The organism is Actinomadura sp. NPDC000600 (assembly GCF_040492135.1).
Lineage (GTDB): Bacteria > Actinomycetota > Actinomycetes > Streptosporangiales > Streptosporangiaceae > Spirillospora.
The window spans coordinates 20,341-38,989 of the sequence record NZ_JBEUPD010000033.1; the positions used below are offsets into that span (position 1 = coordinate 20,341).

Consider the following 18,649-nt stretch of genomic DNA (forward strand, 5'->3'; position numbering starts at 1 on the left):
GCCTCGAATGTCAACCTACATTGACAGCCATGAGCGATGGAGTGACGCTCGCCCAGGAGGCGAGCAGCCGGGATCCCGCGGTGGGGCTGCGGGCCGTGCGCGCGCTGCGCGAGCTGGCCGAGCGGCTGGAGGCCCTCCAGGTCGCCAGCGCCCGCGACCAGGGCTGGTCCTGGCAGGAGATCGCCGTCTGCCTCGGCGTGAGCAGGCAGGCCGTCCACAAGAAGCACGGCTCAGGCCGCCGTATTCTCAAAAAGGAGCAGTAGGGAGATGTTCGAGCGTTTCACCGCGGACGCGCGGCAGGCGGTCACCGGCGCCCAGGCCGAGGCCCGCGCCCTGAGCGACCGCCACATCGGCACCGAGCACGTCCTGCTCACCCTGGCGGGCGCCGAGAACGCCACGGGACGCGCGCTGCGCGAGCACGGGCTCGACCCGGAGGACCTGCGGGCCCGGATCGCCCGCGTCAACCGCGCGGGGGGCGACGTCCTCGACTCCGACGCCCTGCGCAGCATCGGGATCGACCTGGACGCCGTCCGGGAGGCCACCGAGCAGAGCTTCGGCGAGGGCGCCCTCGACGTCCCCGCCGGCAAGATCGACCGGTACCGCCGGGGCCACATCCCCTTCACGCCGAAGGCCAAGAAGGCGCTGGAACTGAGCCTCCGGCACGCGATCCGGCTCCGGCAGAAGGAGATCCGCAGCGGCCACCTCCTGCTCGGCCTCCTGCACGACGAGGACTTCCTGTCGGCCCGGCTGGCCGCCGAGGCCGGGGTCGACCTCGAGGCGCTGCGCGCCGAGGTCCGCCGCCTGCTGACGTCCAAGGCGGCCTGAGCGCACCGGCCTGAGCGCCCGGTCCTCGGCCGGTCAGCGGCCGAAGACGCCGGTGAGCATGCCGACGCAGGCGGCGCTGCGGGCGGGATCGTAGGGGTAGCGCCGCTTGCACTCGTTCGTTATCCACTGCGGGGGCGCGGGCCGAGCGGCTTTCGGCGGCCTGCGCACCGCGGGCCTGTGCGGCCGCCGCACGGGGCGGTGGTGCCTGCGCGGCGGGGCGTCCTGCTTGCGGGGACGGGCCCGCTTCTTCTGCCCGGCGTGGCGGCGGTGACGGTGATCCGCCTCGCGGGGCGCCGCGACGTCCCGTCCGGGCGGCGGCGAGGAGGCGGACGAGGGCATGGCGGGCGGCGCGGGAACGGTGACGCTGTCCACCGAACGGGCCGGGGCGAGCCGCGTCGTCCCGTAGGCGATCACGAGGAGGAGCCCCGCGGCGACGGCGAGCGCCGCGACGGCCACCGACCGGCGGCGCCGGCGCCGGGCGGGCGGCCGGGGCGCGCCGCGGGTGAAGCCGGCGGGCGGAAGGCTGGAGGAAAGGCGCACCCTCCGATGGTCACGCTTAGCAGCCGACCGGACACGGAAAATAGCCGCGACGTTGCCACCTCGATACCCCCGCCTGGTCTTCGGGACGCCCCGGCCGCGCTCAGCGGCGCGCCGCCTCCCAGCCCTGCACCAGCGCGGCGGTGTGGTCGCCGACGAGTCCGACCTGGAGGCGCTCCCCGCCCTGCTCGACCTGGACGCCCACGGGCCGCAGGTCCGGGACGCGCCCGCCGAACAGGGCGTCGCGCTCGGGCAGGGCCTCGTAGTCGCCCGGCCGCCACCAGTACACCTGCGGGCTGATCGGCTTCTCCCCCGTGCCGGCGAGCCTGGCCGCGGCGTCCTGGACGGTCTTCATGGCGAGGACCAGGTGCTGCTCGGTCCCGATCTCGTGGACCATGACGTACTCCGGGAGCGGGAACGCGACCAGTGCGCCGAACGGCAGCGGCCCGGGGAAGTAGCGCCGCAGGACCTGGACGTGCGCGCCGATGTAGCGGTGCTGCTCGCCGATGTTCGCGATCTTGATGCCCTGCACGTCGGTGGCCTGGACGTAGTGGGGCTCCCGCTCGATCGACTGCGTCAGCGCGTGACCGAACGCCTCGGCCTCGGGCAGGCCGCCGAGGTCCACCCGGTTGAGCGGCACGATCGAGTCCGGATAGTCCATGACGACGGTCTGGAGCAGCCCGGGTGCGAGCGGCCGGGTCACGAGGGCGGCCCGCATCCGCTCGTCGAGCGCCTCCTCGGGATAGAGCCGGACGCGCAGGCTCATGACGTCGGGCGTTCCGCCGGCCGGAGGCGGAGCCGGGCGCCGCTCGAGCGCCTGCACCGCCTGGTCGGCGTACTGGGCCGCGATGCCCGGCAGCGCGGACCTCGGGTTCCGCCCGGCGTGCGCCCGCCATTCCGCGATGCCCGCCTGCACACGGGTGCCGTCCCTGAGCGTGACGGCGACGGTGTCGGGGTCGGGCAGCGCCGCCTGATAACCGCGCTGCGCGAACGCGTCTACGAGGGCGGTGCCGATGATGTCGTGGCTGTTGGAATTCACGATCATTTACGACTCCCCGCGCGGGCCGTGAGTTCCGGGTCGGCCCCCGAAGGTTCGCGTGCGGGTCAGCGGCCCGCGAGCAACTCCACCACCGGCGCGAATTCCTCGGCGAACGCGGAGGCGACCGACACGTATGACACGCCCAGCTCGTCCCGCCGGCGGGCGAGCGTGTCGGCCATCTCGCGGGGCGTCCCGGAGAGCTTCGCGATCGCGGCGGAACTCGCCAGGGCGGCGGTGTCCACGTTCATCTGCCGGCTCAGCCACTCCGGCACCTCGTCCCCGACGACGTGGACCTGCGTGCACAGCTCGAGGTCGTCGAACCGCTCGCCCGCCGCCTTCCGGACGATCTCCACGTACTCGGCCAGCCGCACGTCGTCGGTCATCGGCGGCACCCCGAACGCGACCGTGTCGGCCCGCCGGGCGGCCAGCTCCAGCATCCGGCGCCGCGACGCGGCGACGAGCACGCGCGGCGCGCGGCCCGTCCCCGCGAACAGGCGCTCCGGCGGGCGCGCGACCGCGTCGAGCACCCGCTCCACCCTGGCCAGCCGCTCGGCGCCCGACCCGTACGGGACGCCGAACAGCGCGGCGTCGTCCTCGCCGCCGGGCCGCCCGGCGCCGATCCCGAGTTCGAACCGGTCCCCGGTGGCGAACGCCATCGAGGCGGCCTCCCAGGCGATCATGTGCGGTGGGCGGGTCGCGGCGGAGAGCACGAACGTGCCGACCCGCAGCGTCGTCGTGGCGCCCGCCGCCGCGGCGAGGGACGCCGCGGGCATCGCCGTGCCCGAGGTGTCGGGGGTCAGCAGCGTCGCGTATCCGAGCTCCTCGGCGCGCCGCGCCTGCGCCGCCCAGTCCGCGCCGTCCCGCGCCCACGCGGCCATCACCGCGAACCTGAACCGCCGATCAGCCATCTGCCCGCCTCCCGTTCGCCGCCGGACACCTCCATTTGAGTGAGCACTCACTCATTTGTCAAGGGCCCGGGAGCCGGTCCCCGCGCGGCGGGGGCCGCTAGCCGGACTCGGTGACGGTGAAACGGCGCAGGTCGAGCGCCGGGTTCTTCGCCCGGACGGCCTTGATCCGCTCGGGCGAGACGTCCCCGGACACGACGCCGGTCCCCTCCCCCAGCGCGGCCACGACGACGCCCATCGGGTCGACGACCATGCTGTTGCCGGCGCCCGTCGGGGCGCACTGGTCGGCGGCCGCCACGTAGATCGTGTTCTCGATCGCGCGGGCCCGCACGAGCGTCCGCCAGTGGTCCTCCTTGAGCGGGCCCGGCACCCACTCGGCGGGCAGCGCCAGCACGTCGGCGCCCGCGTCCACGATCCGCCGCGTCACCTCGGGGAACCGGACGTCGTAGCAGGTCTGCATGCCGAACGTGACGCCGTCGACGGCGAAGGTCTCCGGCTCGCCGATCCCGCCGGGCCGCACCAGCGCCGACTCCTCGTACCCGAACGCGTCGTACAGGTGGATCTTGCGGTACTCGGCGACGACGTCCCCGCCTGGGGCGACGGCGACGAGGGTGTTGGAGATCCGGTCCGGGTCGTCGTCCAGCCGCTCGTTCACGCCCGCGACGACGTGGACGCCGTGCCGCCGGGCCAGGTCGCCGAGGCCGCGCACGAACGGGCCGTCCAGCGGCTCGGCCGAGTCGACGAACCGCCGGTCCATCCTCGGCGCGGTGAACATGGCGAACTCGGGCAGGACCACGACCCGCGCGCCGTGCCCGGCCGCCTCGGCGGCCAGCCCGCCGATCGCCGCGAGGTTCTCGTCCTTGTCGGTTCCGGGCGCGAACTGCGCCACCGCCACCCGCACCATCCGCTGCCTCCTACATCCGGTCGACGCCGGTCACCCGGACGACGGCCTCGCCCTCCTGGTCGGAACCCGCGAGGTCGACCTCGGCGCTGATGCCCCAGTCGTGGTGCCCCGCGGGGTCGTCGAACACCTGCCGGACCCGCCACAGGGCGTCCTCCGGGACCTCCTCGATCTGGAGCAGCTTCGGCCCCCGCGCGTCGGCCCCGGTGAGCAGCTCGTCGTGCTCCTCGAAGTAGCGGTCCATGGCCTCGGCCCACGCGCCGGCGCCGAAGTCGGGGTCCAGCGCGCCCAGCTCGCCGTAGCGCTCCAGCGCGGCCAGCTCGACCCGCCGGAACATCGCGTTGCGCACCAGCACGCGGAACGCCCGCGCGTTCGCGGTCACCTTGGTAACCCGCTCCTCGATCGGCTCGTCCAGGTCCTCGGCGGCGGGGTTGGCGAGCTGCTCCCACTCGTCCAGCAGGCTGGAGTCGACCTGCCGGACCAGCTCGCCCAGCCACTCGATCAGGTCGATCAAGTCGTCGGTCTTGATCGACTCCGGGACGGTCTGCTGGAGCGCCTTGTAGGCCCCCGACAGGTACCGCAGGACGAGGCCCTCGCCCCGCGCCAGCTCGTAGAAGCCGATGTACTCGGTGAACGTCATCGCCCGCTCGTACATGTCGCGCACGACCGACTTCGGGCGCAGCGGGTGGTCGCCGACCCACGGGTGCCCGGCCCGGTACACCTCGTAGGCGGCGCCGAGCTCCTCCTCCAGCGGCTTCGGGTGGTCGACGTCCTGGAGCAGCTCCATCCGCTCCTCGTACTCGATGCCCTCGGCCTTCATCTCCTGGACGGCCTCGCCCCGCGCCCGGTTGACCTGCGCGGCGATGATCTGCCGCGGGTCCTCCAGCGTCGCCTCGATCACCGACAGGACGTCCAGCGCGTACGACGGCGACGCCGGGTCGAGGATCTCGAAGGCCGCGAGCGCGAACGTCGACAGCGCCTGGTTGAGCGCGAAGTCCTCCTGGAGGTCGACGGTGATGCGGGCGTACCGGCCGACGTCGTCCGGCTCCGGCAGCACCTCGACGACGCCGCCCGCCAGCAGCGACCGGTAGATCGCGATGGCCCGGGAGATGTGCCTGCGCCGCGCCGCGGGCTCCTCGTGGTTGTCGGTCAGCAGCCGCTTCATGGCCTGGAACGCGTTGCCCGGCCGCGCGATCACCGACAGCAGCATCGCGTGGCTGACCTGGAAACGGGACCGGAGCATCTCCGGCTCGGCCTCCTGCAGCTTCTTGAAGACGTCCTCGTCCCAGCCGACGAACCCCTCCGGCGGCTTCTTGCGCTGGACCTTGCGCCGCTTCTTCGGGTCGTCGCCGGCCTTGGCCAGGGCCTTCTCGTTCTCCACCACGTGCTCGGGCGCCTGCGCGACGACGAACCCGACCGTGTCGAAGCCGGCCCGCCCCGCCCGGCCGGCGATCTGGTGGAACTCCCGCGCCCTCAGCCGCCGCACCCGGTGCCCGTCGTACTTGCTGAGCGCGGTGAAGACGACGGTCCTGATCGGGACGTTCACCCCCACCCCCAGGGTGTCGGTCCCGCAGATGACCTTGAGCAGCCCGGCCTGCGCGAGCCGCTCCACCAGCCGCCGGTACTTGGGCAGCATCCCGGCGTGGTGGACGCCGATGCCGTGCCGGACGAACCGCGACAGGTTGCGCCCGAACTTCGTGGTGAACCGGAAGTTGCCGATCAGCTCGGCGATCCGCGCCTTCTCCGCCTTGGTGCACACGTTGATGCTCATCAGCGCCTGCGCCCGCTCGATCGCCGCCGCCTGCGTGAAGTGCACCAGGTAGATCGGCGCCTTCTGCTCGGCCAGCAGCTCCTCGATCGTCTCGTGCAGCGGCGTGACCCGGTAGTCGTAGATGAGAGGGACGGGCCGCTCCGCCGAGGTCACCAGGGCCGTCGGCCGCCCCGTCCGCCGCGCCAGGTCCTTCTGGAAGAACGAGACGTCCCCCAGGGTGGCCGACATGAGCAGGAACTGGGCCTGCGGCAGCTCCAGCAGCGGGATCTGCCACGCCCATCCCCGCTCGGGCTCGGCGTAGAAGTGGAACTCGTCCATCACGACCACGCCGATGTCGGCGTCCGCGCCGTCCCTGAGCGCGATGTTCGCCAGCACCTCGGCCGTGCAGCAGATGATCGGCGCGTCGGCGTTCACGCTGGCGTCGCCGGTCATCATCCCGACGTTGTCGCGCCCGAACATCTCGCACAGGTCGAAGAACTTCTCCGACACCAGCGCCTTGATCGGCGCCGTGTAGAACCCGACCTGGTCCTTGCCGAGCGCCGCGAACAGCGCCCCCGCCGCCACCAGGCTCTTGCCCGACCCGGTCGGCGTCGACAGGATCACGTTCGCGCCGGAGACCACCTCGATGAGCGCCTCCTCCTGGGCGGGGTACAGGGTGATCCCGCGTCCCGACACCCACCGCTCGAACGCCTCGAAGAGCGAGTCGGCGTCGGCGTCGTTTCCGGAAGGAAGCTCATCGATAAGGCTCACCCCTCCATCCTGCCCCCGATCGCCCACTGCCCGCGCCGGACGGCGCCCCGCGTCCCGGTGATGGCACCCCGTGCCCTGGTGACGGCGCCCCGCGTCCTAGACCACCCCGTGGCCGTACTTCTCCATGAGGGGGCCGAGGTCGGGCTCGCCGAAGGACTCCCGCATGGCCTCGAACACGGTGACCTTGTCCTCCCCGTACCGCCGGACGCGTCCGGCATAGGTGCCGGCGGACACGAAGGTCGGCGGTTCGGTCTTGCTGTGGAACTTGTCGGCGTACATGACGAGCCGCTCCTCCCCGGTCACGGCCACGTAGTCGCCCGGGGGCACCGGGAGCCCCTGCCGCGCGATGTCGTCGCGGGTCAGGCCGACACCGGTGTGGCACGAGCAGAACCGGCAGATCTCCTCGGGGAACCCCTCCTCCCGGAGTATGGCGTGGCCGAGCACCCCGTGCCGGACGTATCCCGTGAGGTCGATCTGCCCCGACGGGCCGTACAGCCGGTAGACGCCGAGGTCGTGCAGCAGGCACCCGGCCCGCACGAGGTCGGCGTCGACCGCGAGCCCGGCCTCCTCCACGAGCCGCTCGGCGATCTCGCGCACGATGACGCAGTGCGTCCATACCGCCTCGAACGCCGCGGCCCCGGGCGCGTACCGCTCGTGCAAGGCCCGGATCTCGTCGGTCCCTGGAATCTCCACCCCACGACCTTAGGCCGGGGCGGCCCCGCGGGTGGTTAGGGGCGGACCGATCGGCAAGAAAGGGCGGAACGAAACGAGGCGCACGAGAGGAGCCGAGCGATGGAGGAGAGGGAGCCGGAGAAGCGGGGGCCCGGGGCCGGTTCGGGGCGGGAGGACCAGCCGCACGAGCGGGTCGTCCCCGGCACCGACAGCGCCGATGAGGGCTACGAGAGCGACGCCGAAAGCGGGACCCGCGACGGCAACCCGATCGCGGGCGTCGAACTCGACGCCGACGACGAGTCGTGACCCGCGACCGCGCCGCCGTCCTCGCGGTCTCTGCCCCAGGGGCCGGGAAGGCGAGCGCGCTCGCGTTCCCGGCGGGCCTGGAGGGCTGACCGTCAGGCGCCCACCTCGGTGCGGTCGCCGCCCCAGAGGGTGTGGAAGGAGCCGTCGCGGTCGGTGCGGCGGTAGGTGTGGGCTCCGAAGAAGTCGCGCTGGCCCTGGGTGAGCGCGGCCGGCAGGCGGTCGGCGCGCAGCGAGTCGTAGTAGGCCAGGGCGGTGGAGAAGCCGGGCGCGGGGATGCCGAGGCGCGCGGCGGTGGCGACCACCTCGCGCCAGGCGTCCTGCGCGTCGCCGACGGCCTCGGCGAAGTGGTCGTCGGTCAGCAGCGTCGGCGTCTCCGGGTCGGCCTCGTAGGCGGCCCGGATGCGGTCCAGGAAGCGGGCCCGGATGATGCAGCCGCCGCGCCAGATCGTGGCCATCGCGCCGAGGTCGATGTTCCAGCCGTACTCGGCGCTGCCCGCCTGGATCTCGTGGAACCCCTGCGCGTACGCGACGATCTTCGAGGCGTACAGGGCCTTCTCCACGGCGTCGGCGAAGCCGGAGCCCGCGACGGCCGTGCGGGACGGCCCGGGCAGGCCCCGCGCGGCCTCGCGCAGGGCGGCGTGGCCGGACACGGACCGGGCGAACACGGCCTCGGCGATGCCGCCGACGGGCACGCCGAGGTCGAGGGCGGTCTGCACGGTCCAGCGGCCGGTGCCCTTCTGCTCGGCCTGGTCCAGGACGACGTCCACGAACGGCTTGCCGGTCGCGGCGTCGGTGTGCGCGAGGACCTCGGCGGTGATCTCGATCAGGTAGGACTCCAGGCGGCCGGTGTTCCAGGTGCGGAAGACCTCGGCGATCTCGGCGGGCGCGAGTCCGGCGGCGTGCCGCAGCAGGTCGTAGGACTCGGCGATCAGCTGCATGTCGGCGTACTCGATGCCGTTGTGCACCATCTTCACGAAGTGCCCGGCGCCGTCGGGGCCGACGTGGACGCAGCAGGGCGTCCCGTCGACCTTGGCGGAGATGTCCTCCAGCAGCGGGCCGAGCGCCTCGTAGGACTCAGCGGAGCCGCCCGGCATGATGCTCGGGCCGTGCAGCGCGCCCTCCTCGCCGCCGGAGATGCCGGTGCCGACGAAGTGGATCCCGCGCTCGCGGAGCGCGGCCTCCCGGCGGCGGGTGTCGGCGAAGTTGGCGTTGCCGCCGTCCACGATCATGTCGCCGGGTTCGAGCAGCGGCGCGAACTCGTCGATGACGGCGTCGGTCGGACCGCCCGCCTTCACCATGATGACGAGCCGCCGTGGCCGCTCCAGGGACTCGACGAACTGCTCCGGCGTCTCCGCCGGCAGGAACGTCCCCTCGCCGCCGAACTCCTCCACCAGCGCCTTGGTCCGGGCGGACGTGCGGTTGTGCACGGCCACCGGGTGCCCGTGCCGGGCGAGGTTGCGGGCCAGGTTCCGTCCCATCACCGCGAGTCCGGTGACACCGATTCGCGCCTTGTGCATTGGCTGACTCCTCCTCGTGTGCGACCCTGGCCAAGGGGTTGTACGCGGCTCATGATCCCCCCGTTCGAGCGCCCGGGCCCGCATGTCCGCGCTCGGCGCGGGAACGGGTCGCGCTTAAAAGGATCACTTCGATACTGCCATCTGCCAGGGGGTGCGATGCTGGGACTGCCGGACGGGGCGGCCGCGTGTCTCTTCGATCTCGACGGGGTGCTGACCCGTACCGCCGCCGTTCACGCGGCGGCGTGGAAGGAGATGTTCGACGGCTACCTGCGCGAGCGCGCGGAGCGGACCGGTGAGCCGTTCACCGAGTTCGACCCCGTGCGCGACTACGGCCGGTACGTCGACGGCAAGCGGCGCGAGGACGGGACGCGCTCCTTCCTGGAGTCGCGCGGCATCACGCTGCCCGAGGGCGACCCGGACGATCCGCCCGAGAAGGAGACCGTCAGGGGCCTCGGGACCCGCAAGAACGCCCTCGTCCTGAAGCTGATCGAGGAGAAGGGCGTCGAGACGTTCGACGGGTCGATCGACTACGTCCGCAAGGCGCGCGAGGCCGGGCTGAAGACGGCCGTGGTCTCCTCCAGCGCCAACACCGTCCAGGTCCTGCGGACGGCGGGCATCACCGACCTGTTCGACGCGCGCGTGGACGGCGTCGTCGCGGCGGAGCGGCACCTGCCCGGCAAGCCCGCCCCCGACACGTTCCTCGCGGGCGCCGAGGAGCTGGGCGTCCCGGCCGAGAAGGCCGTCGTCTTCGAGGACGCGCTCGCCGGCGTCCAGGCGGGCCGGGCCGGCGGGTTCGCCTACGTCGTCGGCGTCAACCGGGTCGGCGACGAGCACGCGAAGGCGCTCGCCGAGAACGGCGCCGACGTGGTGGTCGACGACCTGTCCGAACTGCTGGAGGCGCCGTGAGCGACAGCCAGATGAACGCCGACCGACCCGTGTTCTCGGTCGAGCCCTGGTGCGTGCGCGAGCCGGAGCTGCGGCTCGACCGGCTGGCCCAGACCGAGTCGGTGTTCGCCCTCTCCAACGGGCACGTCGGCATGCGCGGCAACCTCGACGAGGGCGAACCGCACGGGCTGCCCGGCACCTACCTGAACTCCTTCTACGAGCAGCGCCCGCTGCCGCACGCCGAGACCGCCTACGGCTACCCCGAGATGGGCCAGACGGTCATCAACGTCACCAACGGCAAGGTGATCCGGCTGCTCGTCGACGACGAGCCGCTCGACGTGCGCTACGGACGCCTCCACCACCACGAGCGGATCCTCGACATGCGCGCGGGGACGCTGACCCGGCACGTGGAGTGGACGTCCCCCGCCGACCGGACGATCAGGGTGACGTCGGTCCGGATGGTGTCGCTGACCCAGCGGGCCGTGGCGGCGATCTGCTACGAGGTCGAGCCGGTCGACGCGGCGGTCCGGGTGGTCGCCCAGTCGGAGCTGGTGGCCAACGAGGCGCTGCCCGGCGGCGGCAAGGACCCGCGCGCCTCGGCGATCCTGAGCAGCCCGCTCGTCAGCGAGGAGCACGTCTCCAACGGCACGAAGGTGCTGCTGCTGCACCGGACGCGGCAGAGCGGCCTGCGGATGGCCGCCGGGATGTCGCACGACATCGAGGGCCCGGAGTCGATGGCGATCGACACCGAGAGCTCCAAGGACGTGGGGCGGTTGACGGTCGCGACACGGCTGGAGCCGGGGCAGCGGCTGCGCATCGTCAAGTACATCTCCTACGGCTGGTCCAGCCGGCGGTCGCGCCCCGCGCTGCACGACCAGGTGGTGGGGGCGCTGGCGGGCGCGCGGCAGACCGGCTGGCAGGGCCTGCTGGACGAGCAGCGCGAGTACCTCGACGAGTTCTGGGAGGGCGCGGACGTCGAGGTCGACGGCGACGCCGAGATCCAGCAGGCGGTCAGGTTCGGGCTGTTCCACGTGCTGCAGGCGGGCGCCCGCGCGGAGCGCCGCATGATCCCGGCCAAGGGGCTGACGGGGCCGGGCTACGACGGGCACACGTTCTGGGACACCGAGACGTTCGTGCTGCCGGTCCTCACCTACACCTCCCCCGGCGCCGCGGCCGACGCCCTGGCCTGGCGGCACATGACGCTGCCGCTGGCACGGGACCGTGCCAACCAGCTCGGCCTGGAGGGCGCCGCGTTCCCCTGGCGGACGATCCGCGGGCACGAGTGCTCGGGCTACTGGCCCGCGGGCACGGCCGCGTTCCACATCAACGCCGACATCTCCGACGCCGTCGTCCGGTACGTGGACGCCACGCAGGACGAGCAGTTCGAGCGGGAGATCGGCCTCGACATCCTGGTGCAGACGGCCCGGCTGTGGCGGAGCCTCGGCCACCACGACGTGGGCGGGGTGTTCCGCATCGACGGCGTCACCGGCCCCGACGAGTACAGCGCGGTCGTGGACAACAACGTCTACACCAACCTGATGGCGCGCCGGAACCTCCAGGAGGCCGCCGAGACGGCGATGCGCCACCCGGACGTGGCCGACCGGCTCGGCGTGAACGCCGAGGAGGCGGCGTCGTGGCGGGACGCGGCGGCGGCGATGCTCATCCCCTACGACGAGCGGCTCGGCGTCCACCCGCAGAGCGAGAGCTTCACCAACCACGCCCGCTGGGACTTCTCGGCGACCAAGCCCGACCACTATCCCCTGCTGCTCAACTACCCGTACTTCGACCTCTACCGCAAGCAGGTGGTCAAGCAGGCGGACCTGGTGCTCGCCCTGCACCTGTGCGGGGACGCGTTCACCGACGAGCAGAAGGAGCGCGACTTCGCCTACTACGAGGGCCTGACCGTCCGCGACTCCTCCCTGTCGGCGCAGACGCAGGCGGTCGTCGCCGCCGAGGTCGGCCAGCTGGAGCTGGCGCACGACTACCTCGGCGAGACCGCGCTGATGGATCTGCACGACCTCAACCACAACACCCGCGACGGCCTGCACATCGCCTCGATGGCGGGCGCGTGGAGCGGGCTCGTCGCCGGGTTCGGCGGCATGCGGGCGGGCAAGGGCACGCTGCGGTTCGCCCCGCGGCTGCCCGGCGGGATCAGCCGGCTGGCGTTCCGGATGCGGTACCGGGGCAACCGGATCAAGGTCAGCGTGACCGGTGAGGCGGCCCGCTACGAGCTGCTGGACGGCAAGGGCCTCACGCTGTGGCACCACGGCGAGCGGTTCACCCTCGCCGACGAGCCCGTCGAGCTGCCGATCGAGCAGATCCCGGTGTGCCCGCCGGTGACGCAGCCGGCGGGGCGGGAGCCGGCCCCACGGCGCATCGACCCGCACGGCCGCGACCCCCGCCGCCGCTAGGCGGGGCCGCTAGGCGGGGCCGCCCTCCGGAGGGCAGGGGCCCTCGCAGCCGTCGTCGGGCGGGGCGTGGCGCGTCCCGCCCGCCGGGCGGGGCGCGGCCTCGCCCGCGCCGGCGCGGACGAGCAGCCGGCGCGGGCCCGGTCCCTCGTCCCCGAGCCGGTCGTAGGGGTTGGCCAGCGCGCACTTGCTGATCGACAGGCAGCCGCAGCCGATGCACTCGGTGAGGTCGTCGCGGAGCCGTTCGAGCTGCCGGATGCGCTGATCGAGGTCGCTGCGCCACGCCTCCGACAGCCGCGCCCAGTCCGCCGCAGTGGGGGTGCGCTCCTCGGGGAGGGTGGCGAGCGCCTCGCGGATGTCGCTGAGCGGGATCCCGACGCGCTGCGAGACCTTGATGAACGAGACGCGGCGGAGCGTGTCCCGGCTGAAGCGCCGCTGGTTGCCCGCCGTGCGGCGGCTCCTGATCAGCCCCTTGGACTCGTAGAAGTGCAGCGCCGAGACGGCCACGCCGCTCCGCTCGGCGAGCTGCCCGACGGTCAGTTCGTGCACCCGGTGCTCCAGCCGCGTCATGCACCGCATCCTACGCGTTCCTCAACCGCACTTGAGGTTCCGCCGTGCGGCCCGCCGCACCGGGCGGCCGAGGGTCGGGCCCGGCCGTGATCAGGCCGGGCCGGGGGCGGGGGCCGCCTAGAAGTGGTGGGCGGCCGGGCTCGTGCCGCCGGGCCGCTCGGCCACCTGGCCGAGCCGGCGGAGCCGGAACGCCGCGCCGATCATGGCGGCGCCGGTCAGGATGGCCAGCAGCCCGATCAGCCAGACGATGGCGATCGCCCCGGACACGGGCCAGGCGAACAGCATGATCCCGAAGATCAGCGAGACGGCGCCGGTGAGGACGTACGCCCACTCGCCCTTCAGCTCCTTGCGCAGCGCGAGCGCGACCCCGATCTCCAGCACGCCGGTGGCGACCGCCCAGGCGGCGATCAGCATCAGCAGGACGAACGCGGTGATGCCGGGCCACACCAGCGCCGCGATGCCGAGCGCGACCCCGGCGGCCCCGGACAGGGCCAGCAGCCCGCGCGGCCCGCCGGAGGTGCCGCGGATCGCCTGGGCCACCGCGAACACGCCGTCCACCAGGGCGTACGCGCCGAACAGCAGGACCAGCGCGAAGACGGTGATGCCCGGCCACACCCAGGCGACGATGCCGAAGATGATCGCGAATGTGCCGCGCAGGGCGAGCACCCACCAGTGGCGGGTCATCAGGTCGAACATTCCGGCCTCCCGGGGACGAGGACTCTTTCCAGTGTTGACCCCCGCTCCCTGTGGGAAACGCCAAGGCCGGTCGCGGACTTCGCAAAGTCCGCGACCGGCCCGTGCATGCGGCCGGCGGCCCGGTGCCGCCTCCGCGTCAGTTCTCCAGGCGGCGCACCAGGTCGTGGTACTCGTCCCACAGCGCCTTCGGCGTGTGGTCGCCGAACTTCTCCAGGAACTCCGGCACGAGGGCGGCCTCCTGCTTCCACACCTCGGTGTCGACCGACAGCAGCGTCTCGAGGTCGGCGTCGTCGAGGTCGAGGCCCTCGGTGTCGAGCGCCTCCTTGGTCGGCAGGTGCCCGATCGGGGACTTGGCCGCGTCGGCCTTGCCGTTGAGGCGCTCGACGATCCACTTCAGCACGCGGCTGTTCTCGCCGAAGCCGGGCCAGATGAACTTGCCGTCGGCGCTCTTGCGGAACCAGTTGACGTAGTAGATCCGCGGCAGCTTCTCGGGGTCGGTCGCCTTGCCGATCTCCAGCCAGTGGCCGAAGTAGTCGCCCATGTTGTAGCCGCAGAACGGCAGCATCGCGAACGGGTCGCGGCGCAGCTCACCGACGGTGCCCTCGGCGGCGGCGGTCTTCTCGGACGCGACGTTGGCGCCGAGGAACACGCCCTGCTGCCAGTCGAACGACTCGGTGACGAGCGGGACGGCGGAGGCGCGGCGGCCGCCGAACAGGATCGCCGAGATCGGGACGCCCTTAGGGTCCTCCCACTCGTCGGCGATGATCGGGCACTGCCCGGCCGGGGTGGTGAAGCGGGCGTTCGGGTGGGCGGCCGGGCTCTCGGAGTCCGGCGTCCAGTCGTTGCCCTTCCAGTCGGTCAGGTGCGCGGGCGGCTCGTCGGTGAGGCCCTCCCACCACACGTCGCCGTCGTCGGTGAGGGCGACGTTGGTGAAGATGCTGTTGCCCCACAGCGTCTTCACGGCGTTGGCGTTGGTGCTCTCGCCGGTGCCGGGCGCGACGCCGAAGAAGCCGGCCTCCGGGTTGATCGCGTACAGGCGGCCGTCGTCGCCGAAGCGCATCCAGGCGATGTCGTCGCCGATGGTCTCGACCTTCCACCCGGGGATGGTCGGCTCCAGCATGGCGAGGTTGGTCTTGCCGCACGCCGAGGGGAACGCCGCGGCGACGTAGCGGGTCTCACCGGACGGCGGGGTCAGCTTCAGCACGAGCATGTGCTCGGCCATCCAGCCCTCGTCGCGGGCCATGGTCGAGGCGATGCGCAGCGCGTAGCACTTCTTGCCGAGCAGCGCGTTGCCGCCGTACCCGGACCCGTAGGACCAGATCTCCCGGGTCTCGGGGAAGTGCGTGATGTACTTGGTGGAGTTGCACGGCCACTTGACGTCCTCCTGGCCCGGCTCCAGGGGGGCGCCGACGGAGTGGACGGCCCTGACGAACGACCCGCGCTCCTCGATGAGCCGCAGCGCGCCCTCGCCCATCCGCGTCATGATCCGCATGGAGACGGCGACGTAGGCGGAGTCGGTGATCTCAACGCCCAGCTGCGAGATGTTGCCCCCGAGCGGGCCCATGCAGAACGGCACCACGTACATGGTGCGGCCCTTCATGCAGCCGTCGAAGAGACCGTTCAGGGTCTCCCGCATCTCGGTGGGGGCGATCCAGTTGTTCGTCGGGCCGGCGTCCTCCTCCTTCTCGGAGCAGATGAACGTCCGGTCCTCCACGCGGGCGACGTCGGTGGGGTCGGAGGCCGCGTGGAAGCTGTTGGGCCGTTTGGCCGGGTCGAGCCGGGTCAGGGTGCCCTGCTCGACGAGGAGACCGGTCAGCCGCTCCCACTCCTCCTCCGAGCCGTCACACCACTCGACCCGGTCGGGTCGGGTCAGCTCGGCGATCCCGCGTACCCACTCAATCAGTTCGGTGTGGCCGGTAGGGGCCTGGTCGAGGCCGGGGACCTGGTTGGACACGGGCGTCTCCTTCAGCTGTTCGCAGGATGTTTGCATGATGAACAAGACCCGTCGTTTTTGCCATTTGGTCTGGACCAATCACGTCCGCTTTTGGGGCATGGTGCCCGATTTTGTGAGGGATATCACCAAGCGTCGGTACCGGTCGGCGGCACTCGGCCACCTCCCGGCATGGACGCGCTCAAGCTGGGTAAACGTGGGTCTCCGTGGCCTTCACGGCCGCCCATATGGAGGTTCCCTCCGACAATTGGAGCTCCGCGACGGCGGCCGGAGTGACGTCCGCGACGGCGTCGAAAGGCGGTCCCGTCAGCCGCACCCGCACGCGGTCCCCGTGCCGTTCGACCGCGCCCACGCGGGTGCGCCAGAGGTTGCGCGGGCTGCCGTCGGGACGGGTCCGGTACAGCGCCACCGAGGATGGCGAGAAGGCGAGGAACACCTCACCTTCGAGCGAGTCGACAGTGTCGAGGGTCGCGGCGCCGCCGCCCAGCACGACCGTGCCCGCCTCGGCCCGGCCCCGGTAGAGGTTCAGCCCCACCAGCCGCGCGACGTAGCCGGTGCGCGGGCGGCGCGCCACCTCGGCGGGCGTTCCCTCCTGGACGAGCCGCCCGCCCTCGACGACGGCGATGCGGTCGGCGAGCACCATGGCGTCCAGCGGGTCGTGCGTGACGAGCACGGCCGCGCCCTCGAACCCGGCGAGGTGGCGGCGGAGCGCGGCCCTGATCTCCAGCCGGGTGTGCGCGTCGAGCGCCGCGAGCGGCTCGTCCAGCAGCAGTAGGCGCGGGTCGACGGCGAGCGCGCGGGCGAGGGCGACCCGCTGCGCCTGCCCGCCCGACAGGGCCCGCGGGCGGGCGGAGGCGTACTCGGCGAGCCCCACCCGCTCCAGCCAGCCGGCGGCGATCCGCCGCGCCGCGCGGCGCCCGGCACCCTGGGAGCGCGGCCCGAAGGCGACGTTGTCCAGCGCCGTGAGGTGCGGGAACAGCAGGTAGTCCTGGAAGACCATGCCGATGCCGCGGCGGTCGGGCGGCAGCGGGCGCAGGTCCGCGCCGTCCACCCGGACGTGCCCGCCCGCCATCGGGACGAGCCCGGCCAGGGCGCGCAGCGCGGTGCTCTTGCCGGCGCCGTTCGGGCCGAGCAGGGCCACGACCTCGCCCGGCCCCGCGGTGAGCGCGAGGTCGAGGTCGAACGCGGCGCGCCGGACGACGAGCCGCGCGTCCAGCCCCTGGGAGCCGCTCCCGGCCCCGGACCGGGCCGCTCCGCCCGTCCCGCGTGTCACGCCGTGCCCGCCCGTCCCGGTGCGTCCGCTCATCTGGTGCCGTCCACCCACCGGTCCCGGAGCGCGGCCAGGACGACGACCGAGACGGCGAGCAGGACCAGGCTGAGCACGATCGCCGCCTGCGGGTCGGTCTCCAGCGCCAGGTACACCGCGAGCGGCATGGTCTGCGTCCGGCCGGGGAAGTTGCCCGCGAACGTGATCGTCGCGCCGAACTCGCCGAGCGCCCGCGCCCAGCACAGGATCGCCCCGGCCGCGACGCCGGGCGCGACCAGCGGCAGCGTGACCCGGCGGAAGACCGTCCAGCGGCCGGCGCCGAGGGTCGCGGCGGCCTCCTCGTAGCGCAGGTCGGCGGCGCGCAGCGCGCCCTCCACGCTGATCACCAGGAACGGCATCGCCACGAACGCCTCGGCGAGCACGACGCCCGCGGTGGTGAACGGGAACGTCAGTCCGAAGGCGCGGTCCAGCCACCCGCCGACCAGCCCGCGGCGGCCGAGCACGAGCAGCAGCGCGACGCCGCCGACCACCGGCGGCAGGACCAGCGGCACGGTCACCAGGGCCCGGACGAGCCGGACGCCGGGGAAGCGGACCCGGGCGAGCGTCCAGGCGAGCGGGACGCCCAGCAGCAGGCACAGGCCGGTGGCGAGGGTGGCGGTGAGCAGGGACAGGCGGAGCGCCTCCAGGACCTGCGCCTGGAGGAGCCGCGTGCCGAGCGTCGACCACGGCGCCCTGACGAGCAGGCCGAGCAGGGGCAGCACCAGGAAGGCCAGCCCGGCGAGCGCGGGCACGAGCAACACCCAGGGCGGCCTGCCCGGCAGCCGGTCGACCACCCCCGCCGCCTGGAACGCCTTCCGCGGACGCCTCACGGCAGCTCGAAGCCCGCCCCGCTCAGCGCCGACCTGCCCTGCTCACCGGCCACCAGCCCGATGAACTCCTTGGCGAGCTTGCCGTGCGGCGCCTTAGCGACCTCGACGATCGGGTAGTCGTTGATCGCCTTGCCGGCCTCCGGGAACTCGATGCCCGTCACCTTGCCGGCCGCGGCCTTCACGTCGGTGCGGTAGACGAGCCCCGCGTCGGCCTCCCCCAGCCCCACCTTCGTCACCACGGCCTTGACGTCCTGCTCACGCGAAACCGGCTTGACCTCGACCCCGGCCGCGGCCAGGGCCGTCTTGGCGGCGGCCCCGCACGGGACCTGCACCGCGCACAGGACGACCTTCAATCCCGGCCTGCCGAGGTCGCCCACCTTCGCGACCTTGCCTGGATCCCCCTTCGGGACGGCGATGACCAGGCGGTTGCGGGCGAACACCCGCGGCTGCCCGGACGCGTCCCCGGCGGCGGTCACGGTCTTCATGGTGGCGGGGCTCGCGGCCGCGAACACGTCCGCCGGGGCGCCCTGCGTGATCTGCTGGGCCAGCGTCGAGCTGCCGCCGAACTGGAACCTGACCCGCACGCCGGGATGCGCGTTTTCGAAGGCCTTGCCGAGCGCGGTGAACGCCTCGGTGAGCGAGGCCGCCGCGAACACCGTCACGTCCTTGCCGCCGCCCGCCTCGCCCGTCCCGGTCGGGCCCTTGTCGGGGACGTCGCCGCAGCCGGCCAGGACGGTGAGCGACAGGGCCGCCACCGCCGCGGTGCGCTTGAGCATGGTC

General features: G+C 73.0%; 18 protein-coding genes. 5 read left to right on the forward strand and 13 right to left on the reverse strand.

Going from position 1 to position 18,649, the window contains the following annotated elements; genetic code table 11:
- The first annotated feature begins 29 nt into the window (after nt 1–29).
- Nucleotides 30–263, forward strand: coding sequence for a helix-turn-helix domain-containing protein (locus ABWI07_RS34250; RefSeq protein WP_200841653.1), 234 nt, complete (start codon nt 30–32; stop codon nt 261–263).
- A 4-nt stretch (nt 264–267) separates the two neighbouring features.
- Entirely contained in the window at nt 268–825 is a 558-nt protein-coding gene (locus tag ABWI07_RS34260; RefSeq protein ID WP_502912880.1) for a Clp protease N-terminal domain-containing protein, read from the forward strand.
- Between the two features lie 33 nt (nt 826–858).
- Here the strand turns inward: ABWI07_RS34260 and ABWI07_RS34265 are convergent, their stop codons facing one another.
- The 6 genes from ABWI07_RS34265 to ABWI07_RS34290 form a co-directional block, all read right to left on the reverse strand.
- Nucleotides 859–1,365 carry a hypothetical protein gene (locus ABWI07_RS34265; protein ID WP_149257167.1) on the reverse strand — a complete coding sequence of 169 codons (507 nt, stop codon included), beginning with the start codon at nt 1,363–1,365 and terminating at the stop codon, nt 859–861.
- A gap of 100 nt (nt 1,366–1,465) precedes the next feature.
- Nucleotides 1,466–2,407: a hypothetical protein gene (locus tag ABWI07_RS34270; RefSeq protein ID WP_149257168.1), complete on the reverse strand. Its 942-nt coding sequence runs from the start codon at nt 2,405–2,407 to the stop codon at nt 1,466–1,468.
- Nucleotides 2,408–2,466: 59 nt separating this feature from the next.
- Complete coding sequence (locus ABWI07_RS34275; RefSeq protein WP_149257169.1) at nt 2,467–3,309, reverse strand: LLM class flavin-dependent oxidoreductase; 843 nt, start codon at nt 3,307–3,309, stop codon at nt 2,467–2,469.
- A gap of 97 nt (nt 3,310–3,406) precedes the next feature.
- Nucleotides 3,407–4,210 carry a carbon-nitrogen hydrolase family protein gene (locus tag ABWI07_RS34280; RefSeq protein WP_353821107.1) on the reverse strand — a complete coding sequence of 268 codons (804 nt, stop codon included), beginning with the start codon at nt 4,208–4,210 and terminating at the stop codon, nt 3,407–3,409.
- Nucleotides 4,211–4,220: 10 nt separating this feature from the next.
- Nucleotides 4,221–6,728 (reverse strand): DEAD/DEAH box helicase, encoded by a 2,508-nt coding sequence (locus tag ABWI07_RS34285; protein WP_353821108.1) that lies wholly within the window; start codon nt 6,726–6,728, stop codon nt 4,221–4,223.
- A gap of 96 nt (nt 6,729–6,824) precedes the next feature.
- Complete coding sequence (locus ABWI07_RS34290; RefSeq protein WP_353821109.1) at nt 6,825–7,421, reverse strand: HDIG domain-containing metalloprotein; 597 nt, start codon at nt 7,419–7,421, stop codon at nt 6,825–6,827.
- A gap of 99 nt (nt 7,422–7,520) precedes the next feature.
- Between ABWI07_RS34290 and ABWI07_RS34295 the strand changes: the two genes are divergently transcribed.
- On the forward strand, nt 7,521–7,706 hold the full coding sequence (locus tag ABWI07_RS34295) for a hypothetical protein (protein ID WP_149257173.1): 186 nt from the start codon (nt 7,521–7,523) through the stop codon (nt 7,704–7,706).
- A 92-nt stretch (nt 7,707–7,798) separates the two neighbouring features.
- Here the strand turns inward: ABWI07_RS34295 and gnd are convergent, their stop codons facing one another.
- Nucleotides 7,799–9,223 (reverse strand): NADP-dependent phosphogluconate dehydrogenase, encoded by a 1,425-nt coding sequence (gene gnd, locus ABWI07_RS34300; RefSeq protein WP_149257174.1) that lies wholly within the window; start codon nt 9,221–9,223, stop codon nt 7,799–7,801.
- 156 nt (nt 9,224–9,379) lie between these two features.
- Here gnd and ABWI07_RS34305 point away from each other — a divergent pair, with 156 nt between their 5' ends.
- Both ABWI07_RS34305 and ABWI07_RS34310 read left to right on the forward strand, forming a co-directional pair.
- Nucleotides 9,380–10,129, forward strand: a complete 750-nt coding sequence (locus tag ABWI07_RS34305) for an HAD family hydrolase (protein ID WP_149257175.1) — start codon at nt 9,380–9,382, stop codon at nt 10,127–10,129.
- The gene (locus ABWI07_RS34310) at nt 10,126–12,519 is read left to right on the forward strand and encodes a glycoside hydrolase family 65 protein (RefSeq protein ID WP_235036517.1); all 2,394 of its coding nucleotides are present in this window, start codon (nt 10,126–10,128) and stop codon (nt 12,517–12,519) included. Before ABWI07_RS34305 ends, ABWI07_RS34310 begins: the two co-directional genes overlap by 4 nt.
- Before the next feature lie 9 nt (nt 12,520–12,528).
- Here the strand turns inward: ABWI07_RS34310 and soxR are convergent, their stop codons facing one another.
- From soxR to modA, 6 genes are all read right to left on the reverse strand, one after another.
- Nucleotides 12,529–13,086 (reverse strand): redox-sensitive transcriptional activator SoxR, encoded by a 558-nt coding sequence (soxR, locus tag ABWI07_RS34315; protein WP_149257176.1) that lies wholly within the window; start codon nt 13,084–13,086, stop codon nt 12,529–12,531.
- Between the two features lie 117 nt (nt 13,087–13,203).
- On the reverse strand, nt 13,204–13,782 hold the full coding sequence (locus tag ABWI07_RS34320; RefSeq protein ID WP_353821110.1) for an HdeD family acid-resistance protein: 579 nt from the start codon (nt 13,780–13,782) through the stop codon (nt 13,204–13,206).
- 136 nt (nt 13,783–13,918) lie between these two features.
- On the reverse strand, nt 13,919–15,736 hold the full coding sequence (locus tag ABWI07_RS34325; protein WP_353821111.1) for a phosphoenolpyruvate carboxykinase (GTP): 1,818 nt from the start codon (nt 15,734–15,736) through the stop codon (nt 13,919–13,921).
- A 178-nt stretch (nt 15,737–15,914) separates the two neighbouring features.
- Nucleotides 15,915–17,039 carry an ABC transporter ATP-binding protein gene (locus tag ABWI07_RS34330; protein ID WP_353821112.1) on the reverse strand — a complete coding sequence of 375 codons (1,125 nt, stop codon included), beginning with the start codon at nt 17,037–17,039 and terminating at the stop codon, nt 15,915–15,917.
- Complete coding sequence (gene modB, locus ABWI07_RS34335) at nt 17,036–17,869, reverse strand: molybdate ABC transporter permease subunit (RefSeq protein ID WP_353821113.1); 834 nt, start codon at nt 17,867–17,869, stop codon at nt 17,036–17,038. Before modB ends, ABWI07_RS34330 begins: the two co-directional genes overlap by 4 nt.
- The gene (gene modA / locus ABWI07_RS34340; protein WP_353821114.1) at nt 17,866–18,645 is read right to left on the reverse strand and encodes a molybdate ABC transporter substrate-binding protein; all 780 of its coding nucleotides are present in this window, start codon (nt 18,643–18,645) and stop codon (nt 17,866–17,868) included. Before modA ends, modB begins: the two co-directional genes overlap by 4 nt.
- Nucleotides 18,646–18,649: the final 4 nt, after the last annotated feature.

Coding starts and splice junctions, on each gene's coding strand:
- ABWI07_RS34330 (WP_353821112.1), bottom strand. CDS start 17,039: ATGAGCGGACGCACCGGGACGGGCGGGCACGGCGTGACACGCGGGACG.
- ABWI07_RS34270 (WP_149257168.1), bottom strand. CDS start 2,407: ATGATCGTGAATTCCAACAGCCACGACATCATCGGCACCGCCCTCGTA.
- ABWI07_RS34275 (WP_149257169.1), bottom strand. CDS start 3,309: ATGGCTGATCGGCGGTTCAGGTTCGCGGTGATGGCCGCGTGGGCGCGG.
- ABWI07_RS34320 (WP_353821110.1), bottom strand. CDS start 13,782: ATGTTCGACCTGATGACCCGCCACTGGTGGGTGCTCGCCCTGCGCGGC.
- ABWI07_RS34305 (WP_149257175.1), top strand. CDS start 9,380: ATGCTGGGACTGCCGGACGGGGCGGCCGCGTGTCTCTTCGATCTCGAC.
- ABWI07_RS34280 (WP_353821107.1), bottom strand. CDS start 4,210: ATGGTGCGGGTGGCGGTGGCGCAGTTCGCGCCCGGAACCGACAAGGAC.
- modA (WP_353821114.1), bottom strand. CDS start 18,645: ATGCTCAAGCGCACCGCGGCGGTGGCGGCCCTGTCGCTCACCGTCCTG.
- ABWI07_RS34250 (WP_200841653.1), top strand. CDS start 30: ATGAGCGATGGAGTGACGCTCGCCCAGGAGGCGAGCAGCCGGGATCCC.
- ABWI07_RS34295 (WP_149257173.1), top strand. CDS start 7,521: ATGGAGGAGAGGGAGCCGGAGAAGCGGGGGCCCGGGGCCGGTTCGGGG.
- gnd (WP_149257174.1), bottom strand. CDS start 9,223: ATGCACAAGGCGCGAATCGGTGTCACCGGACTCGCGGTGATGGGACGG.
- ABWI07_RS34260 (WP_502912880.1), top strand. CDS start 268: ATGTTCGAGCGTTTCACCGCGGACGCGCGGCAGGCGGTCACCGGCGCC.
- soxR (WP_149257176.1), bottom strand. CDS start 13,086: ATGACGCGGCTGGAGCACCGGGTGCACGAACTGACCGTCGGGCAGCTC.